This window comes from Curtobacterium sp. B18 (assembly GCF_000333375.1).
Taxonomy (GTDB): Bacteria; Actinomycetota; Actinomycetes; order Actinomycetales; family Microbacteriaceae; genus Curtobacterium.
The window spans coordinates 1-15,756 of the sequence record NZ_BACZ01000179.1 but is presented as its reverse complement, the minus strand read 5'-3'; the positions used below and the strand labels follow the sequence as shown (position 1 = coordinate 15,756).

Genomic DNA, 15,756 nt, shown 5'->3' with positions numbered 1-15,756 from the left:
ACCGAAGGGCGTGCTGGGAAGACCCGCGACGAGTTCGTCGAGCTCCGCCCGCACCGCATNGACGTCGTCAACGGCTTCCGATCCGGCGACGGTTTCGGCGGGGCACTGACCCACGGGCTGCTGCAGGGGTGGGGGCTCGAGCGGACGCTCGCTTTCTGCAACGCCGCCGGCGCCATCGTCGCCACCCGCTTCGAGTGCTCGACCGCGATGCCGACGAGCGACGAGATCGAACGGTTCCTGCAGGACAACCCGACCGAGGAGGCCGTCCGTGCCTGAGATCAGCACCGCCGACTTCGCGCGGCTGCGGGACGTCCGCGCGGGACGGCCGGACCTCGTCCGTGCCGCGCTCGACGCCCGTCGCACGCGCTCCCTGCTCGCCGACGACGGCAAGCTCTTCATCGTCGCCGCTGACCACCCGGCACGCGGAGCCCTGGCGGTCCGGGGTGACGAGTCCGCGATGGCCGACCGCTACGACCTGCTCGAGCGGCTCGTCACGGCCCTCGGACGACCCGGGGTCGACGGGGTGCTCGGGACGCCGGACGTCCTCGAGGACCTGGCGGTCCTCGGCGCCCTCGACGACAAGGTCGTGGTCGGGTCGATGAACCGCGGCGGCCTGCGCGGTGCGGCGTTCGAGATGGATGACCGGTACACGGCGTACTCGGCCAAGGCCATCGCGGACTCCCGGTTCGACTTCGCCAAGCTGCTGGTGCGCATCGCCCTCGAGGACGCGGGGACCGCCCCGACGCTCGAGGCCACGGCGCGGGCGGTGAGCGAAGCGGCGGCGCTCCGGCTGCCGATCATGCTCGAGCCGTTCATGTCCTCGTGGCGCGACGGCCGGGTCGTGAACGACCTCACCGCCGACGCCGTCATCACCTCGATGGCGATCGCCGCGGGGCTGGGGGAGTCGAGCGCGTACAGCTGGCTGAAGATCCCCGTCGTCGACGACATGGAGCGGGTGATGGCGGCCACGACGCTGCCGACACTGCTGCTCGGCGGGGACCCGTCGACCCGTCCGCTCGAGACCTACGCCAAGTGGGCCGACGCGCTCGCGCTCCCCGGCGTGCGCGGCCTGGTCGTCGGCCGGACGTTGCTCTACCCGCCGGACGGCGACGTCGCCGCCGCGGTGGACGTGGCCGCGGGGCTCGTCCACACCCGCCCGGCCGGGTCCGGGTTCTCCACAGATGCCCACGAACCGACCGCTCGGCCCGCGCAGGCCACCACCATGGACCCGTCCATCCCGGAAGGAAGCAACGCATGACCACCACGGAGACCGCCACCACGACCATCGGGCACTGGATCGACGGGGCGCGCGTCGCGTCGGCGTCCGGCAACACGGCCCCGGTCTACGACCCGGCGCTCGGTGTCGCGACGAAGCAGGTGGCCCTCGCGAACGAGGACGAGATCCAGGCGGCGATCGCGAGTGCGAAGGCGGCGTTCCCGGCGTGGGCCGAGCGCTCGCTGGCCAAGCGCCAGCAGATCCTCTTCGCCTTCCGCGAGATCCTGAACCGCGACAAGGCCGAGCTCGCCGAGATCATCACGAGCGAGCACGGCAAGGTCATCGACGACGCGCTCGGTGAGATCGCCCGCGGGCAGGAGGTCGTGGAGCTCGCGACGAACATCCCCAGCCTGATGAAGGGCGAGTTCTCCGACCAGGTCTCGACCGGGATCGACGTCTACTCGATCCGGCAGCCGCTCGGGGTCGTCGGGATCATCTCGCCGTTCAACTTCCCGGCGATGGTGCCGCTGTGGTTCCTGCCGATCGCGATCGCCGCGGGCAACACCGTGGTCCTGAAGCCGAGCGAGAAGGACCCGTCCGCGGCGATCTGGCTCGCGTCGAAGTTCCAGGAGGCCGGCCTCCCCGACGGCGTCTTCAACGTGCTCAACGGCGACAAGACGAGCGTCGACGGCCTGCTCACGAGCCCGGACGTCGAGTCGATCTCGTTCGTCGGCTCCACCCCGATCGCCCAGTACGTCTACGAGACCGGCACGAAGCACGGCAAGCGCGTGCAGGCCCTCGGCGGCGCGAAGAACCACATGCTCGTGCTGCCGGACGCCGACCTCGACCTCGTCGCCGACAACGCGATCAACGCGGGCTTCGGATCCGCCGGTGAGCGTTGCATGGCGATCTCGGTCGTCGTCGCCGTCGAGCCGGTGGCGGACGAACTCATCCAGAAGATCACCGAGCGCGCGGCCACCCTGCGCGTCGGCGACGGCCGTCGCGGCTGCGACATGGGGCCGCTCGTCACGAAGCAGCACCGCGACAAGGTCGCCTCGTACATCGCGGTCGCCGAGCAGGACGGCGCCGAGGTCGTGGTGGATGGCCGGACCGTCCGAGCCGACGGCGACGAGAACGGCTTCTGGCTCGGCCCGACCCTCATCGACAGGGTGCCGACGACGAGCCGGGTCTACACCGAGGAGATCTTCGGCCCGGTGCTGAGCGTCGTCCGTGTCGCGAGCTACGAGGAGGGCCTGGCGCTCATCAACTCGGGCGCGTTCGGCAACGGCACCGCGATCTTCACCAACGACGGCGGTGCAGCTCGTCGCTTCCAGCGTGACGTGCAGGTCGGCATGATCGGCATCAACGTGCCGATCCCGGTGCCGGTCGCGTACTACTCGTTCGGCGGGTGGAAGAACTCGCTCTTCGGCGACCACAAGGCGTACGGGGCCGACGGCGTGAGCTTCTTCACCCGCCAGAAGGCGATCACGAGCCGGTGGCTCGACCCGTCGCACGGCGGCATCAACCTCGGCTTCCCGTCGAACGGCTGACGCGCCCGATGACGAACGAGAACTGGTTCATCCCGGCCGGCTCCCGCCCCGAGGCGGGCTGGACCGACGTGGTGGACGGCCGCATCGCGGGGTGGGCGCACACCGGTCTGCGGACCGGCGCGCTCCGCGACGGGGGCGAGCTGCGCCTCCCGGCCGACGCCGTGGAACGACTCGTCGTTCCCCTCGCTGGCAGCTTCACGGTCGCGTACGACGGCGCCACGCAGCCCCTCGACGGACGCGCGAGCGTCTTCGAGGGACCGACCGACGTCCTCTACCTGGGTTCCGGGACCCCCGCGACGATCACCGGCGAGGGCCGGGTCGCCGTCGCCGAGGCGCCCACCGAGACCGTCCGGCCGAGCGCGTACATCGCCCGCGACGACGTCCCGGTCGAGCTCCGCGGCGCCGGGCAGTCGAGCCGACAGGTGCACAACTTCGGGACGCCCGCCGCACTCGACGCCGCGCGGTTCATCGTGTGCGAGGTGATCACCCCCGCGGGCAACTGGTCGTCGTACCCGCCGCACAAGCACGACACGCACGTCGGGGGCGAGGAGTCGAACCTCGAGGAGATCTACTACTACGAGGCCGCGGTGTCCCGCGGGGTCGCCGCCCCACCGGAGGCCGCCCCCTTCGCGCTGCACCGGACGTACGCGTCCGACGACCGGGCGATCGACGAGTTCCGTCAGGTCCGCACCGGGGACATCGCCCTGGTGCCGTTCGGCTGGCACGGGCCGGCCGTCGCGGCGCCCGGCTACGACATGTACTACCTCAACGTGATGGCCGGGCCCGACCCGGAGCGCGTCTGGAACATCACCGACGACCCGGCACACGGCTGGGTCCGCCAGACGTGGGAGCACGAACAGCTCGACCCACGCCTGCCCTACCGGAAGGACCCCGTCCGATGACCGAGACCCGTCGGATGACCGTCGGCCAGGCGCTCGTTCTGTTCCTGGCGAACCAGTGGACCGTCGACGGCGACGTCCGCGAACGCACGATCCCGGGGATCTTCGGCATCTTCGGGCACGGCAACGTCGCCGGCGTCGGCCAGGCCATCAAGCAGCTGCACGTCGAGCAGCCGGGCCTGCTGCCGTACCACCAGGCCCGCAACGAGCAGGCCATGGTGCACGAGGCCGTCGGCTTCGCGCGGATGCACCGCCGTCGTGCGACCTTCGCGGCGACGGCCTCGGTCGGCCCGGGCGCCGCCAACATGCTCACCGCCGCGGCACTCGCCACGACGAACCGGCTGCCGGCGCTCCTGCTGCCGTCGGACACCTTCGCCACGCGGACCACCGACCCGGTCCTGCAGCAGATCGAGCTGCCGCACGACACCTCGTTGCAGGTGACCGACGCGTTCCGTCCGCTCTCGCGCTACTTCGACCGCGTCGAACGGCCGGAACAGCTGTTCTCGATCGCCCTCGCGGCGATGCGGGTGCTGACGGACCCGGCCGAGACCGGTGCCGTCACGATCGCGTTGCCGGAGGACGTGCAGGCCGAGCAGTTCGACGTCCCTGTCGCCTTCCTGCAGCCGCGCGAGTGGCACATCCGCCGCCCGCTGCCGGAGCACGGCCCGCTGGCGCGCGCGGTCGAGGCGATCCGGAACGCGAAGCGCCCGGTGATCGTGGCCGGCGGCGGGGTGCTCTACGCCGGCGCCGAGGGCGAGCTCGCCGCGTTCGTCGAGGCGACCGGCATCCCGGTCGGCACCTCGCAGGCCGGCGGCGGGTCGCTCGTCTGGGACCACCCGCAGTACCTCGGCGGCATCGGTGCGACCGGCACGGCTGCCGCGAACGCGATCGCCGCACAGGCCGACGTCGTCATCGGGATCGGTACGCGGTACAGCGACTTCACGACGGCCTCGCGGACGGCGTTCCAGAACCCGGACGTCACGTTCGTCAACGTCAACGTCGCCGCGTTCGACGCCTACAAGCACGGGTCGCAGCTCCCGCTGATCGCGGACGCCCGGGAGGCGCTGGTCGCCTTGACCACGTCGCTCACGTCCGACTCGTCGTACGCGGTCGACGCTGGCTACGCGGCCGAGATCGCCGAGCGGAAGCAGGAGTGGGACGCCGTCGTCGACCGCGCGTTCGTACCGTCGGGTCGCGCCCTGCCCGGGCAGTCCGAGATCATCGGCGCGGTGCAGTCGGCGACCGACCCGCGGGACGTCGTCATCCAGGCGGCCGGATCGCTGCCCGGCGACCTGCACAAGCTCTGGCGGGTGCGGGACGCGCTCGGGTACCACGTCGAGTACGCGTTCTCCTGCATGGGCTACGAGATCGCCGGCGGCATCGGGGTGCGCCGTGCCGCCCCGGACCGCGACGCGATCGTGATGGTCGGTGACGGCAGCTACCTCATGCTCCACACCGAGCTCGTCACCGCGGTCGCCGAGGGCATCAAGATCGTCGTGGTCCTCATCCAGAACAACGGGTTCGCGTCCATCGGGCACCTGTCCGAGACGGTCGGCTCCGAGCGGTACGGCACGAAGTACCGGTACCTCGACGACACCGGCTCGTTCGAGAACGACGACGTGCTGCCGGTCGACCTCGCCGCGAACGCCCGCTCCTACGGCGTGGACGTCATCGAGGTGCAGCCGGGGCCGAGCGCCATCGACGACCTCCGGGCCGCGGTGCGTCAGGCGAAGGCGAACGACCACACCACGCTCGTGCACGTCCACTCCGACCCGCTCGTCTACGCCCCCGACGGCGACGGCTGGTGGGACGTGCCGGTCGCCCAGACCTCGACCCTGCCCACGACGCAGGCCGCGCGCGCCGCGTACGAGCAGCAGGTCACGGCGCAGCGCCCCCTGCTCGGCTGAACACCCCTCCGACCCGACCCCTCCGCAAAGGACGACGACGTCATGACCGACACCGCCACCGCCACCGACGCCATCCGGATCGGCACCGCCCCCGACTCGTGGGGCGTCTGGTTCGCGGACGACCCGAACCAGGTCCCGTGGCCGCGCTTCCTCGACGAGGCCGCGGCCGCCGGCTACGAGTGGATCGAGCTCGGCCCGTACGGGTACCTGCCGACCGATCCGTCGCAGCTGTCCGACGAGCTCGAGTCCCGCGGGCTGCAGCTCTCGGCCGGCACCGTGTTCACCGGCTTCCACAAGGGCGACGACCAGTTCCAGCGCGCCTGGGACCAGGCCGTCAGGGTCGCCGGGCTCGCCTCCGAGCTCGGCGCGGAGCACCTCGTCACGATCCCGGACCTGTGGCGCTCGGACGCCACGAACCAGGTGCTCGAACCCCGGACCCTGACGGACGAGCAGTGGGAGCGGCTGGGGAAGGGGCACGACCAGCTCGGCAAGGCGCTGCTCGAGGAGTTCGGCGTCCACCAGCAGTTCCACACCCACGCCGACAGCCACATCGGCACCTACCGGGAGACCGTCCGCTTCCTGTCGGAGACGGACCCGGCGTACACGAACCTCTGCCTCGACACCGGGCACTTCGCCTACTACGGCGGCGACAACCTCAGGATGATCGCCGAGCACCCCGAGCGGATCGGCTACCTGCACCTCAAGCAGGTCGACACCGACCTGCTCTTCGACGTGCTGAAGAACGACGTGCCGTTCGGCACCGCGGTGGCGCAGGGGATCATGACCGAGCCGCCGCACGGCACCCCGGAGCTCGCCCCGATCATCGAGGCGGTCGCGGCGATCAACCCGGACGTCTTCGGGATCGTCGAGCAGGACATGTACGGCTGTTCCGTCGACGCTCCCGGCCCGATCGCCGAGCGCACGTTCCAGCACATCTTCGGCTCGACCGCCGCCGCCCGGACGCGCTGACGCGCCGACCACCACTGGAGACCAGCATGAGCACCACCGAGAACCTCCGCGTCGCCGTCGTCGGTGCCGGCGCGATGGGCAGCGACCACGTCCGCCGGATCACCTCCACGATCGCCGGCGCGGACGTCGTCGCGATCGTCGACCCCGACACCGCGCGTGCCACGGCCGCCGCGGCGACGGCGCCCGGTGCGATCACCGCCGCGTCGTTCGAGGACGCCCTCGACGCCACCGGGATCGACGCGGTCATCGTCGCGACCCCGGGGTTCCTGCACGAACCCGTCCTCGTGCCCGCCGTCGAGCGGGGCCTCGCCGTCCTGTGCGAGAAGCCGCTGACGACGAGCGCCGAGGACTCCCTGCGCATCGTCGAGCTCGAGCAGGCGAAGGCCGACCGTCCGATGATCCAGGTCGGGTTCATGCGGCGCTTCGACAAGGGGTACCAGGAGCTCCGGGCGCTGCGGGAGTCTGGATCGAACGGCGCACTGCTCGCCCTGCACCACGCCCACCGGAACCCGACCACGCCGCCGAACTTCAGCGAGTCGATGCTCATCCACGACTCGGTGATCCACGAGATCGACATCATCCCGTTCATCACGGGCGAGCCGATCGTCGCCGTCGAGGTGAAGAAGCCGCGCAAGAGCTCCCTCGCCCCGGCCGACCTGCCCGAGCCCCAGTTCGTCCTGTTCACGACCGAGTCCGGCACCATGGCGATCGTCGAGATCAACGTGAACGCCCAGTTCGGGTACCAGGTGACGACCGACGCGGTCTTCGAGTCCGGCGTCGCGTACATCGGCCGCGAGACCTCGATGACCCTCGTCTCGCAGGGGGTGTCCGGCCAGGGCGTCACGCCGTCGTTCGTGGAACGCTTCGGCGCCGCCTACGACGAAGAGGTGCAGCGCTGGGTCGACGCCGCCAAGCAGGGTGGCATCGACGGTCCGAGCGCGTGGGACGGCTACACCGCCTCGGTCGTCGCCGAGGTCGCGGTGCGTGCCCAGCAGTCCGGCGCCCTCGAACACGTCGCGTACGCCACCCGGAAGCCGGCGTTCTACGAGACGGCCTGACCGATGCCGGACGAACCCGCGGCCCAGGTCTCGCGCTCCCGACTCGCCACGATCACGAAGGGACCCTCCCGATGACCGACACGCTGTCGACCCCGGCGACCCCGGCGACCCCGGCGACCCCGGCGACCCAGGCGACCCCGGCGACCCCGGGGACCCCGGCGACCTCCGACGCCGACGTCCGCCCCGTCACCCGGCAGGCCGCGGAACAGACCCCGACCGCCCTGTGGAACGACTCGGCGGACCCCCGCGAGCTCGCCACCGCGATCCACGAGTACGGGGCGGTGGGGGCCACGTGCAACCCGGTGATCGCCTACACGTGCATCCAGCAGGACGCCGAGCACTGGGTGCCCCGCATCCGCGAGATCGCCGCCGAGCACCCGACGGCGGGGGAGTCCTGGATCGGCTGGAAGGCCGTCGAGGAGCTCTCGATCGCGGCGGCCGCACAGCTGCTGCCCGCGTTCGAGGCGTCCGGCGGCCGCAACGGTCGACTGAGCATGCAGACCGATCCGCGGTTCCACCGCGACCAGGAAGCGCTCGTCGAGCAGGCCGTTCGGTTCTCGCAGCTCGCGCCGAACATCATCGTCAAGATCCCGGCGACGAAGGTCGGCATCGCGGCGATCGAGGAGGCGGCGTACCGCGGTGTCTCGATCAACGCCACGGTGTCGTTCACGGTGCCGCAGGTGGTGGCCGTGGGCGAGGCGATCGAGCGCGCCCTCGACCGTCGCGCCGCCGACGGGCTGCCGCAACAGGAGTTCGGTCACGTCGTCACGCTGATGGCGGGCCGGTTCGACGACTGGCTGAAGACGGTGGTGGCGCGCGAGCACGTCATGGTCGACCCCGGCATCCTCGAGTGGGCGGGCGTCGCCGCGGTGAAGCACGCCTACCGGGTCTTCCAGGAGCGTGGCTTCCGGTCGCGGGTCCTCGTCGCCGCCTTCCGGAACCCGCTGCAGTGGTCGGAGTTCCAGGGTGGTGACCTCGTCGTGTCGCCGCCGTTCCAGTGGTCCAAGGACATCAACGACAACGCCTTCCCCTGGCGACCGGACGCGATCCACGACGAGGTCCCGGCAGCGGTCATCGCGGCGCTCCGTGCGGCCACGCCGGAGTTCGCGCGTGGCTACGACGTCGACGGCATGACGATCGACGAGTTCGACCGTTTCGGGGCGACGGCCACCACGCTGCGGCAGTTCCTCGACGCCGACGCGAAGCTCGACGCCCTGGTACGCGACATCATCGTGCCGGCAGCATGACCGCGACTCCACCCGCACCCGCACCCGAGCCCGTACCCGCACCCGAGCCCGTACCCGCACCCGGGGCTGCGCCCGCGCCCGCGCCCGGGCCCGAGCCCGTGCCCGTGCCCGCCACCATCGGGGTCGGCCTCATCTCGGTCGGCTGGATGGGGCGCCTGCACTCCCGCGCCTACCGGGCCCTGCCCGACCACTTCCCGGAGCTCGGCGTCCACCCCCGGCTCGTCGTCGCGGCCGACCCGATCGAGGCCGCCCGCGACCAGGCCACGTCGCGGCTCGGCTACGACCGCGCCGTCGCCGACTTCCACGACGTCCTCGCCGACCCCGAGGTCGACGTCGTGTCGATCTGCTCGCCGAACTTCCTGCACCGCGAGATGGCGGTCGCCGCCGCCGAGGCGGGCAAGCCGTTCTGGATCGAGAAGCCGATGGGGCGGTACGCCAGCGACTCCCGCGCGATCCACGAGGCCGTCCAGCGCGTCGGCGTCGTCACGAGCGTCGGCTTCAACTACCGGCACGCCCCCGCCGTCCAACGCGCCAGGGAGCTGGTGCGCACCGGTCGGCTCGGTCGGATCACGAACGTGCGCGGATCGCTCCTCGCCGACTACGCGGCCGATCCCGCGGCGCTGCTGACCTGGCGCTTCGAACGGGAGCGTGCCGGGTCAGGCGTCCTCGGCGACCTGCTCTCGCACGGCCTCGACCTGGCGCAGTACGTCGTCGGTCGGATCGCGTCCGTGACGGCGCTCGCGGAGACCTTCATCGCCGACCGCCCGCTCCCCGGCGCCGGCATCGTCGACCGCAGTGCCGCCGCGACGGGGGAGCGGAAGCCCGTCGAGAACGAGGACTACGCGGCGCTCCTCTTCCGCTTCGAGGACGGTGCCGTCGGCACGATGGACTCCAGCCGGGTGATGCGCGGGCCGCACGCCGAGTACACGCTCGAGGTCTACGGCACGCGGGGGTCGATCCGGTGGGACTTCCAGCGCCTCAACGAGCTCGAGGTGTTCCTCGACGGGCAGGAGGTCGACGGGTACGCCACCCACTACGTGGCCCCGGGTGACGGCGAGTTCGCCCGCTTCCAACCGGGCGCCGGCACCGCGATGGGCTACGACGACCTGAAGACCGTCGAGGCGGCGCAGTTCATCGCGAGCGTCCGGCGCGGGGAGCAGCTCGCGCCGTCGGTCGCCGACGGCCTGGCGGCCGCGTCGATCGTGGAAGCGGCCGAGGCGTCGCTCGCCGACGGGGCATGGCACGAGGTCGCGTGCGTCGACGGACCGCTCACCTACGAGGCGGCGACACCGGTGCTCTAGCCAGCCACGACGGACGGACGGGAGGCGCGGTGTCAGCTGGCACCGCGCCTCCCATCCGTCTGGGTGTCGCGATCCACCGACGTGGTACTTTGACAGGACAAAGTCCCGAACTGCAGGAGGCGCCATGCCGCTCGTCCGTATCGACCTCACCACCGGCCGCGCCCCCGAGGCCGTGCGCGCCATCGCCGACGCGATCCACACCGCCATCGTCGACGTGTACGGCATCCCGGCCCGCGACCGCTTCCAGGTCATCACCGAGCACCCCGCCCAGCAGATCATCGCCGAGGACGCCGGGCTCGGGTTCGAGCGCACCGACGGCGTCGTCATGATCCAGGTCTTCACCCAGCGGGGGCGGGACCAGGCGGCGAAGCAGGAGCTCTACCGGGCGATCCACGACGGGCTCGCCGCGGTCGGGGTGGCGTCCGAGGACGTCTTCATCGGGTACGTCGAGAACGGTCCGGAGGACTGGTCGTTCGGCTTCGGTCGCGCGCAGTACGTGACCGGCGAGCTCGGGGTGCCGTCGTCCTGAGTCCTACTTGTCGACGAGCGTGACCTCGAACGAGTAGCGGTCCGGTCGGTAGCAGTGCACGCCGTACTCGACCGCTCGACCCGAGGCGTCGTAGGCCGTGCGGCTCATCGTCAGCACCGGGTCGCCGTCCTCGATCTCGAGCAGCGTGGCCTCCTCGTCGGTGACCGCACGGGCACCGATCCGCTGCTTCGCGACCCGCATCGTCACGCCGCGGCCGCGCAGCAGCTGGTAGAGGCCGTGCGACTGCAGGTCGTCGTCGGTGATCTCGAGGAACTCCGGCGGCAGGTAGTTCTCGAGGATCGCCATCGGCACGTCCTCGGCGAAGCGCACGCGACGGATGTGCGCGACCATCGTCCCCGGTGCGATGCCGAGGGCCTCGGCGACGACCTCCGGCGCGGGGACGTCGTTCCGTTCGAGCAGCTTCGTCGCGGGCGCCTGCGACCCCTGCGCGAGGTCGTCGTACAGACTCGTGAGCTCTACCTTGCGGGTCACCGGGCCGTGCACGACCTGCGTGCCGATCCCGCGGCGACGCACCAGCAGACCCTTGTCGACGAGGTCCTGGATCGCCCGGCGGATGGTCGGACGCGACAGTCCGAGCCGCTCACCGAGGGCGATCTCGTTCTCGAGACGGGCACCGGGCGGCATCGCGCCGGAGCGGATCGACTCCTCGATGCGCGAGGCCACCTGGAAGTACAGGGGCATCGGCCCCGACCGGTCCAGGTCCAGGAACAGGTCGGACGGCAGCTGGCCATCGTTGGTCATCGCGGTCCTTCAGCAGTACGGTTCGGCGGCGGCACCGAGGGATTGTCATGACAATACCACCGGGGCTCATGCGGTCCCGGCCGCACCACCGGGCCTCGTGCGGTCCCGGCCGCACCACCGGGGCTCGTGCGGTCCCGGCCGCGGTGCCGTGCGGTCGTCGTCAGCGCTCGACGACGACCTTGAGCTGCGCGAGGCCCTTCTCGAAGTCGCCGCCGATGAACCGCTCCATGTTCATCACCAGGTTGACGATCCTCGACATCACCGTCACCGGGCTCGTCATCGTCCACACCACACGGGTGCCGCCGGGGACCTCGTCGAGCCGGAACGCGGTGGTGCTCGACGACGCGAACGGTGCCGTGAACCGCAGGCCGATCTCCACCTCGTCCGCGGTGACCCGCCGCACGACCATGTCGCCGCTGCCGGCCTTGCGGTTGCCCTTCCACGCGTACGTCGAGCCGACCGCGCCGAGTGTCCCGCCGTACTCGCGGTGCAGCTCAGGGTCGCGGCCTTCCCACGGCGACCAGTCCACCCACCGGTGGAGGTCGACCAGGTGCGGCAGGATCGTCGACGCCGGCGCGGCGATGACGACGTCACGCTCGATGGTGGTGGTCGCGGCCATGCGCTGAGCGTAGCGGCGGAACGGCGCGGCGGGGAGGGTCAGTCGGCGAAGATCATCGGGCGGTTCGACAGCCGCGGCTGCGGAGCCGTGCGCGGCTGCTCGGCTCGTGCCCGCACCGGCGCGATGGCGACCCGGACCGCGGCACCCAGCGCCTCGACCGTGTCCGTGCCGTGGTGCCCGGCCGCGTGCACGACGATCGCCGCGCAGGCCTCGGCATCGGCGGCGGCATCGTGGTGCTGGAACCCCTCGTACCCGGCGGCCCGTGCCGCCATCGGCAGCCGGTACGAGTCGAGGGTGTAGGTCTTGCGGGCGACCTGCAGCGAGCACAGCGAGTGGTGTTCCGCGAGGTCGATCCCCGTCGCCGAGCACCCGCCCGCGATCACGCCCATGTCGAACCGGGCGTTGTGCGCCACGAGCACGTCCCCCTCGGCGAACGCGACGATGTCGGGGTACTGCTGCTCCCACGACTTCGCCCCGACGACGTCCGACGCGACGATGCCGTGGATCCGGGTGTTCCACTCGAGGAAGGCGTCGTGCCCCACCGGCGGCCGGATGAACCAGGACGCCCGCTCGACGACCCTGCCGGCACGGACCTTGACGAGTCCGACCGAGCAGGCGCTGGCGGGCGAGCTGTTCGCGGTCTCGAAGTCGATCGCGGTGAAGTTCAACGGCACGGCTCCGATCGTCGCACGCGGCGCCGACATCGCTGGAAGCCGCCCCGGCGTTGCGGGACTGGAGGCGCGGGTCGGCCCCGGCGGGCGGCCGCCGGTAGGCTGTCCTCCCGTGGCACTCACCATCGGAATCGTCGGTCTCCCGAACGTCGGCAAGTCGACCCTGTTCAACGCCCTGACCAAGAACCAGGTCCTCGCCGCGAACTACCCGTTCGCGACGATCGAGCCGAACGTCGGCGTGGTGAACCTGCCGGACCCGCGGCTGGACCAGCTCGCGACGCTCTTCAACTCCGAGAAGACCGTGCCGGCCCCCGTGTCGTTCGTCGACATCGCCGGCATCGTCAAGGGCGCGAGCGAGGGCGAGGGCCTCGGCAACAAGTTCCTCGCCAACATCCGCGAGGCCGACGCCATCGCGCAGGTCGTCCGCGGCTTCACCGACGACGACGTCGTGCACGTGGCGAACAAGGTGTCCCCGAAGGACGACCTCGAGGTCATCAACACCGAGCTGATCCTCGCCGACCTCGAGACGATCGAGAAGGCCCTGCCGCGGTACGAGAAGACCGTGAAGCTCAAGCAGGCCGAGCCGATCGTGCTCGAGACCGCGCGCGAGGCCAAGGCAGCGCTCGAGCAGGGCACGCTCCTGTCCGCCACCTCGATCGACCTCGCACCGATCGCCGAGCTCGGGCTGCTGTCGGCCAAGCCGTTCATCTTCGTCTTCAACGTCGACGAGGCGATCCTCACCGACGAGTCGCGCAAGGCCGAGCTGGCCGCGCTCGTCGCTCCCGCCCAGGCCGTGTTCCTCGACGCGCAGGTCGAGTCCGAGCTGATCGAGCTCGACCCGGCCGACGCCGCCGAGCTCCTCGAGTCGACCGGGCAGACCGAGTCCGGCCTCGACCAGCTGGCCCGCATCGGCTTCGACACCCTCGGGCTGCAGACCTACCTGACGGCCGGTCCGAAGGAAGCCCGGGCGTGGACGATCGGCAAGGGGTGGAAGGCACCCCAGGCTGCCGGCGTCATCCACACCGACTTCGAGAAGGGCTTCATCAAGGCCGAGGTCATCTCGTTCGAGGACCTCATGACCGCCGGCTCGATCGCCGAGGCCCGTGCGCACGGCAAGGCCCGGATCGAGGGCAAGGACTACGTCATGCAGGACGGCGACGTGGTGGAGTTCCGCTTCAACAACTGATCGACGGGATCATGACGAACGCACAGGCGGGTTGGTACGACGACGGTTCCGGCGCGATGCGGTGGTGGGACGGCGCCGCATGGACGGAGCAGGTGCAGCCCGCCGCGGCGCCAGCGCCCCGCGTGGGCGGGTTGATCGACCGCATCCAGGCCGAAGCCTCGGCCGGCGGCCAGCCCCGACCGGCTCCGGCGGGAATGAGCTACGTCGTGCTGCAGGTCGTGCTCAAGGAGAAGTTCTTCGGGACTGGGTCGGGGAACCTCACGGAACTCGAGCGTGCGATCAACGCGCAGGCGGCGCTCGGCTACCGGCTGCACACGATCACCACGTCGTCGTCGGGCAGCACGGGGTTCGGGGGCGGCGACCGGATCCAGGCGACGATGGTGTTCGAGAAGCTCGTCTGACGCGGACTCCGTCCACATCGCCGCGCTAGGTTGGCCTCGAGTCCAGCGCCGGGAGGCCCCATGTCGTACGTCGTCGACTTCGAGCACGTGTCCACCGTCGGGTTGGAGTCCTCGCCGGTCGCGGAGGCCCTCGCCGGGTTGCGGGCGAACGAGGCCCGCTACTTCAAGAACAAGTACGACCACGTCCTCACGACCCACCCTGCCGAGGACGTCCCCGACCTGGTCGACTACGTCGCCAAGGTCTTGCAGGACGAGCGCGAGCTGGTCATCGCGTCGAAGCCGCTCGAGGCCACCGAGGCCTTCGTCGACGGAATCCGCTGGACCCACGTCTTCTACGAGTCGGGGCTCGCCGTGAACGTCCTCTACACACTGGAGCCGGGCGGCAAGCGCGCGGTCGGCTTCAAGCTCTCGGACGGCATGGAGGTGCCCGACGAGCTGTCCGGGTTCAAGTTCGCCCGGCAGAAGTCGAAGCTCGCCGGGACGATCCGTGGGTCGTACTTCGTCGTCAAGGGCGAGTACTGACCCTCAGCGTCGAAGCCGAGGGCCGAGAACGCCCCTCGTTTGGCCACGGAACGCGCTCGCCCGGCCCGCGCGAATCACGCCCTCCTACCGTCGGGACGCTAGGAGGCAACGTGAAGTACATCCACTACGACGGCAGCCGGATCCTCACGGGCGACGCGATCGCCGATGCGGTCGCGGACTACGCGGCGGTTCTCGGTGCCAATGCTCGGACGGACACCGTTGCGATCCCGGCGGTGGCCGACGACGGCTCGGTGACCCGGACGACGGTGCTGGTCGGGCCGTCGAGCGAGTTGACCCTGAGTGCGGCACCGGACGACGAGCTCGAACCCGAGGACCACGACTTCATCCGACGGTTGCGTGACGCCGCCACGCGGGCGGGGACCGAACGACCGGTCGACGTCGACGGCGGGCACCGGTTCGCCGGTGCGGACGACACCGACTGACCGGGCGTACGACGAAGGCCGCCGAGCAGTGCTCGGCGGCCTTCGTGTGGTGGGGCGCTGGTGTCAGGCTGCGAGTGCGAGCTCGCCGCCGCGGACCGACTGCGCCTGCACGAGCGTGCGGCTCGCCTCGCCACGCCACGAGCGACCGGGCACGGTCCAGCCGGCCTCGCCGTCGATGTCGACGCGGGCGCCACGGGTGATGAAGAGACCGAGGTCGTCGGCCGGGATGCGGACGAGGTACTCGCGCTGCGAGTGCTCGTCGCGGACCCCGAACTCGGCGATGCGGTCGGGGGAGACGGTCGGCGCCGCGAGGGCGGTGCCGATGATGGTGATGCGTTCGTTGCTGGTCATGGTGTTGCGGTACTTCCTGGTCGTTCGGCGCCAGGGCGACTCGGTGTCGGCGGACGGCTGAGTCCGGCGCGACGCATCGAGTGCGGGGCGCGCACGTCGAGCTTCGACGTGCAGCTCGTCCGTTC

At 71.1% G+C, this 15,756-nt stretch carries 18 protein-coding genes; 14 read left to right on the top strand and 4 right to left on the bottom strand.

The genetic code is table 11. The annotated features are described in order from the left end of the window. From I5E_RS04865 to I5E_RS04815, 10 genes are all read left to right on the top strand, one after another. On the top strand, positions 1-276 hold a 276-nt coding region (locus tag I5E_RS04865), incomplete at its 5' end, for a carbohydrate kinase family protein (RefSeq protein WP_031261574.1). Next, on the top strand, positions 269-1,258 hold the full coding sequence (locus I5E_RS04860) for a class I fructose-bisphosphate aldolase (protein WP_022906000.1): 990 nt from the start codon (positions 269-271) through the stop codon (positions 1,256-1,258). The genes I5E_RS04865 and I5E_RS04860, both read left to right, overlap by 8 nt. After that, positions 1,255-2,766: a CoA-acylating methylmalonate-semialdehyde dehydrogenase gene (locus I5E_RS04855; protein WP_022905999.1), complete on the top strand. Its 1,512-nt coding sequence runs from the start codon at positions 1,255-1,257 to the stop codon at positions 2,764-2,766. The genes I5E_RS04860 and I5E_RS04855 overlap by 4 nt, the downstream gene beginning before the upstream one ends. 8 nt (positions 2,767-2,774) lie before the next feature. After that, on the top strand, positions 2,775-3,668 hold the full coding sequence (gene iolB, locus I5E_RS04850; RefSeq protein WP_022905998.1) for a 5-deoxy-glucuronate isomerase: 894 nt from the start codon (positions 2,775-2,777) through the stop codon (positions 3,666-3,668). Beyond that, positions 3,665-5,572, top strand: coding sequence for a 3D-(3,5/4)-trihydroxycyclohexane-1,2-dione acylhydrolase (decyclizing) (iolD, locus tag I5E_RS04845; protein WP_022905997.1), 1,908 nt, complete (start codon positions 3,665-3,667; stop codon positions 5,570-5,572). The genes iolB and iolD overlap by 4 nt, the downstream gene beginning before the upstream one ends. A 42-nt stretch (positions 5,573-5,614) precedes the next feature. After that, entirely contained in the window at positions 5,615-6,541 is a 927-nt protein-coding gene (locus I5E_RS04840) for a sugar phosphate isomerase/epimerase family protein (protein WP_022905996.1), read from the top strand. 26 nt (positions 6,542-6,567) lie between these two features. Further along, positions 6,568-7,599, top strand: coding sequence for a Gfo/Idh/MocA family protein (locus tag I5E_RS04835; protein WP_022905995.1), 1,032 nt, complete (start codon positions 6,568-6,570; stop codon positions 7,597-7,599). A 71-nt stretch (positions 7,600-7,670) separates the two neighbouring features. After that, the gene (locus I5E_RS04825; RefSeq protein ID WP_022905994.1) at positions 7,671-8,846 is read left to right on the top strand and encodes a transaldolase family protein; all 1,176 of its coding nucleotides are present in this window, start codon (positions 7,671-7,673) and stop codon (positions 8,844-8,846) included. Between the two features lie 104 nt (positions 8,847-8,950). After that, positions 8,951-10,147, top strand: coding sequence for a Gfo/Idh/MocA family protein (locus I5E_RS04820; RefSeq protein ID WP_261974857.1), 1,197 nt, complete (start codon positions 8,951-8,953; stop codon positions 10,145-10,147). 124 nt (positions 10,148-10,271) lie between these two features. After that, the gene (locus I5E_RS04815) at positions 10,272-10,676 is read left to right on the top strand and encodes a tautomerase family protein (RefSeq protein ID WP_022905992.1); all 405 of its coding nucleotides are present in this window, start codon (positions 10,272-10,274) and stop codon (positions 10,674-10,676) included. Between the two features lie 3 nt (positions 10,677-10,679). On the opposite strand, the gene I5E_RS04810 is transcribed toward I5E_RS04815, so the two are convergent. From I5E_RS04810 to I5E_RS04800, 3 genes are all read right to left on the bottom strand, one after another. Then, positions 10,680-11,438: a GntR family transcriptional regulator gene (locus tag I5E_RS04810; protein WP_022905991.1), complete on the bottom strand. Its 759-nt coding sequence runs from the start codon at positions 11,436-11,438 to the stop codon at positions 10,680-10,682. Between the two features lie 160 nt (positions 11,439-11,598). Then, complete coding sequence (locus tag I5E_RS04805; RefSeq protein ID WP_022905990.1) at positions 11,599-12,057, bottom strand: SRPBCC family protein; 459 nt, start codon at positions 12,055-12,057, stop codon at positions 11,599-11,601. 38 nt (positions 12,058-12,095) lie between these two features. Next, positions 12,096-12,731: an exonuclease domain-containing protein gene (locus I5E_RS04800; protein WP_022905989.1), complete on the bottom strand. Its 636-nt coding sequence runs from the start codon at positions 12,729-12,731 to the stop codon at positions 12,096-12,098. A gap of 109 nt (positions 12,732-12,840) precedes the next feature. On the opposite strand from I5E_RS04800, the gene ychF reads away from it, so the two are divergent. The 4 genes from ychF (at position 12,841) to I5E_RS22555 (ending at position 15,280) form a co-directional block, all read left to right on the top strand. After that, positions 12,841-13,914, top strand: coding sequence for a redox-regulated ATPase YchF (gene ychF / locus I5E_RS04795; RefSeq protein ID WP_022905988.1), 1,074 nt, complete (start codon positions 12,841-12,843; stop codon positions 13,912-13,914). Positions 13,915-13,925: 11 nt separating this feature from the next. Then, entirely contained in the window at positions 13,926-14,315 is a 390-nt protein-coding gene (locus I5E_RS23280; RefSeq protein ID WP_022905987.1) for a DUF2510 domain-containing protein, read from the top strand. Positions 14,316-14,375: 60 nt separating this feature from the next. After that, positions 14,376-14,837 carry a hypothetical protein gene (locus tag I5E_RS04785; RefSeq protein ID WP_022905986.1) on the top strand — a complete coding sequence of 154 codons (462 nt, stop codon included), beginning with the start codon at positions 14,376-14,378 and terminating at the stop codon, positions 14,835-14,837. A gap of 110 nt (positions 14,838-14,947) precedes the next feature. Continuing rightward, positions 14,948-15,280 (top strand): hypothetical protein, encoded by a 333-nt coding sequence (locus I5E_RS22555; protein ID WP_022905985.1) that lies wholly within the window; start codon positions 14,948-14,950, stop codon positions 15,278-15,280. A gap of 63 nt (positions 15,281-15,343) precedes the next feature. Here I5E_RS22555 and I5E_RS21180 read toward each other — a convergent pair whose 3' ends face one another. Continuing rightward, positions 15,344-15,631, bottom strand: coding sequence for a hypothetical protein (locus I5E_RS21180; protein WP_148286865.1), 288 nt, complete (start codon positions 15,629-15,631; stop codon positions 15,344-15,346). Between the last annotated feature and the right edge of the window lie 125 nt (positions 15,632-15,756).

Bases quoted from the DNA above. Each gene is read 5' to 3' on its own strand.
- I5E_RS04855 (WP_022905999.1), top strand. From the start codon at position 1,255: ATGACCACCACGGAGACCGCCACCACGACCATCGGGCACTGGATCGAC.
- iolB (WP_022905998.1), top strand. From the start codon at position 2,775: ATGACGAACGAGAACTGGTTCATCCCGGCCGGCTCCCGCCCCGAGGCG.
- iolD (WP_022905997.1), top strand. From the start codon at position 3,665: ATGACCGAGACCCGTCGGATGACCGTCGGCCAGGCGCTCGTTCTGTTC.
- I5E_RS04840 (WP_022905996.1), top strand. From the start codon at position 5,615: ATGACCGACACCGCCACCGCCACCGACGCCATCCGGATCGGCACCGCC.
- I5E_RS04835 (WP_022905995.1), top strand. From the start codon at position 6,568: ATGAGCACCACCGAGAACCTCCGCGTCGCCGTCGTCGGTGCCGGCGCG.
- I5E_RS04825 (WP_022905994.1), top strand. From the start codon at position 7,671: ATGACCGACACGCTGTCGACCCCGGCGACCCCGGCGACCCCGGCGACC.
- I5E_RS04815 (WP_022905992.1), top strand. From the start codon at position 10,272: ATGCCGCTCGTCCGTATCGACCTCACCACCGGCCGCGCCCCCGAGGCC.
- I5E_RS04810 (WP_022905991.1), bottom strand. From the start codon at position 11,438: ATGACCAACGATGGCCAGCTGCCGTCCGACCTGTTCCTGGACCTGGAC.
- I5E_RS04805 (WP_022905990.1), bottom strand. From the start codon at position 12,057: ATGGCCGCGACCACCACCATCGAGCGTGACGTCGTCATCGCCGCGCCG.
- I5E_RS23280 (WP_022905987.1), top strand. From the start codon at position 13,926: ATGACGAACGCACAGGCGGGTTGGTACGACGACGGTTCCGGCGCGATG.
- I5E_RS04785 (WP_022905986.1), top strand. From the start codon at position 14,376: ATGTCGTACGTCGTCGACTTCGAGCACGTGTCCACCGTCGGGTTGGAG.
- I5E_RS21180 (WP_148286865.1), bottom strand. From the start codon at position 15,631: ATGACCAGCAACGAACGCATCACCATCATCGGCACCGCCCTCGCGGCG.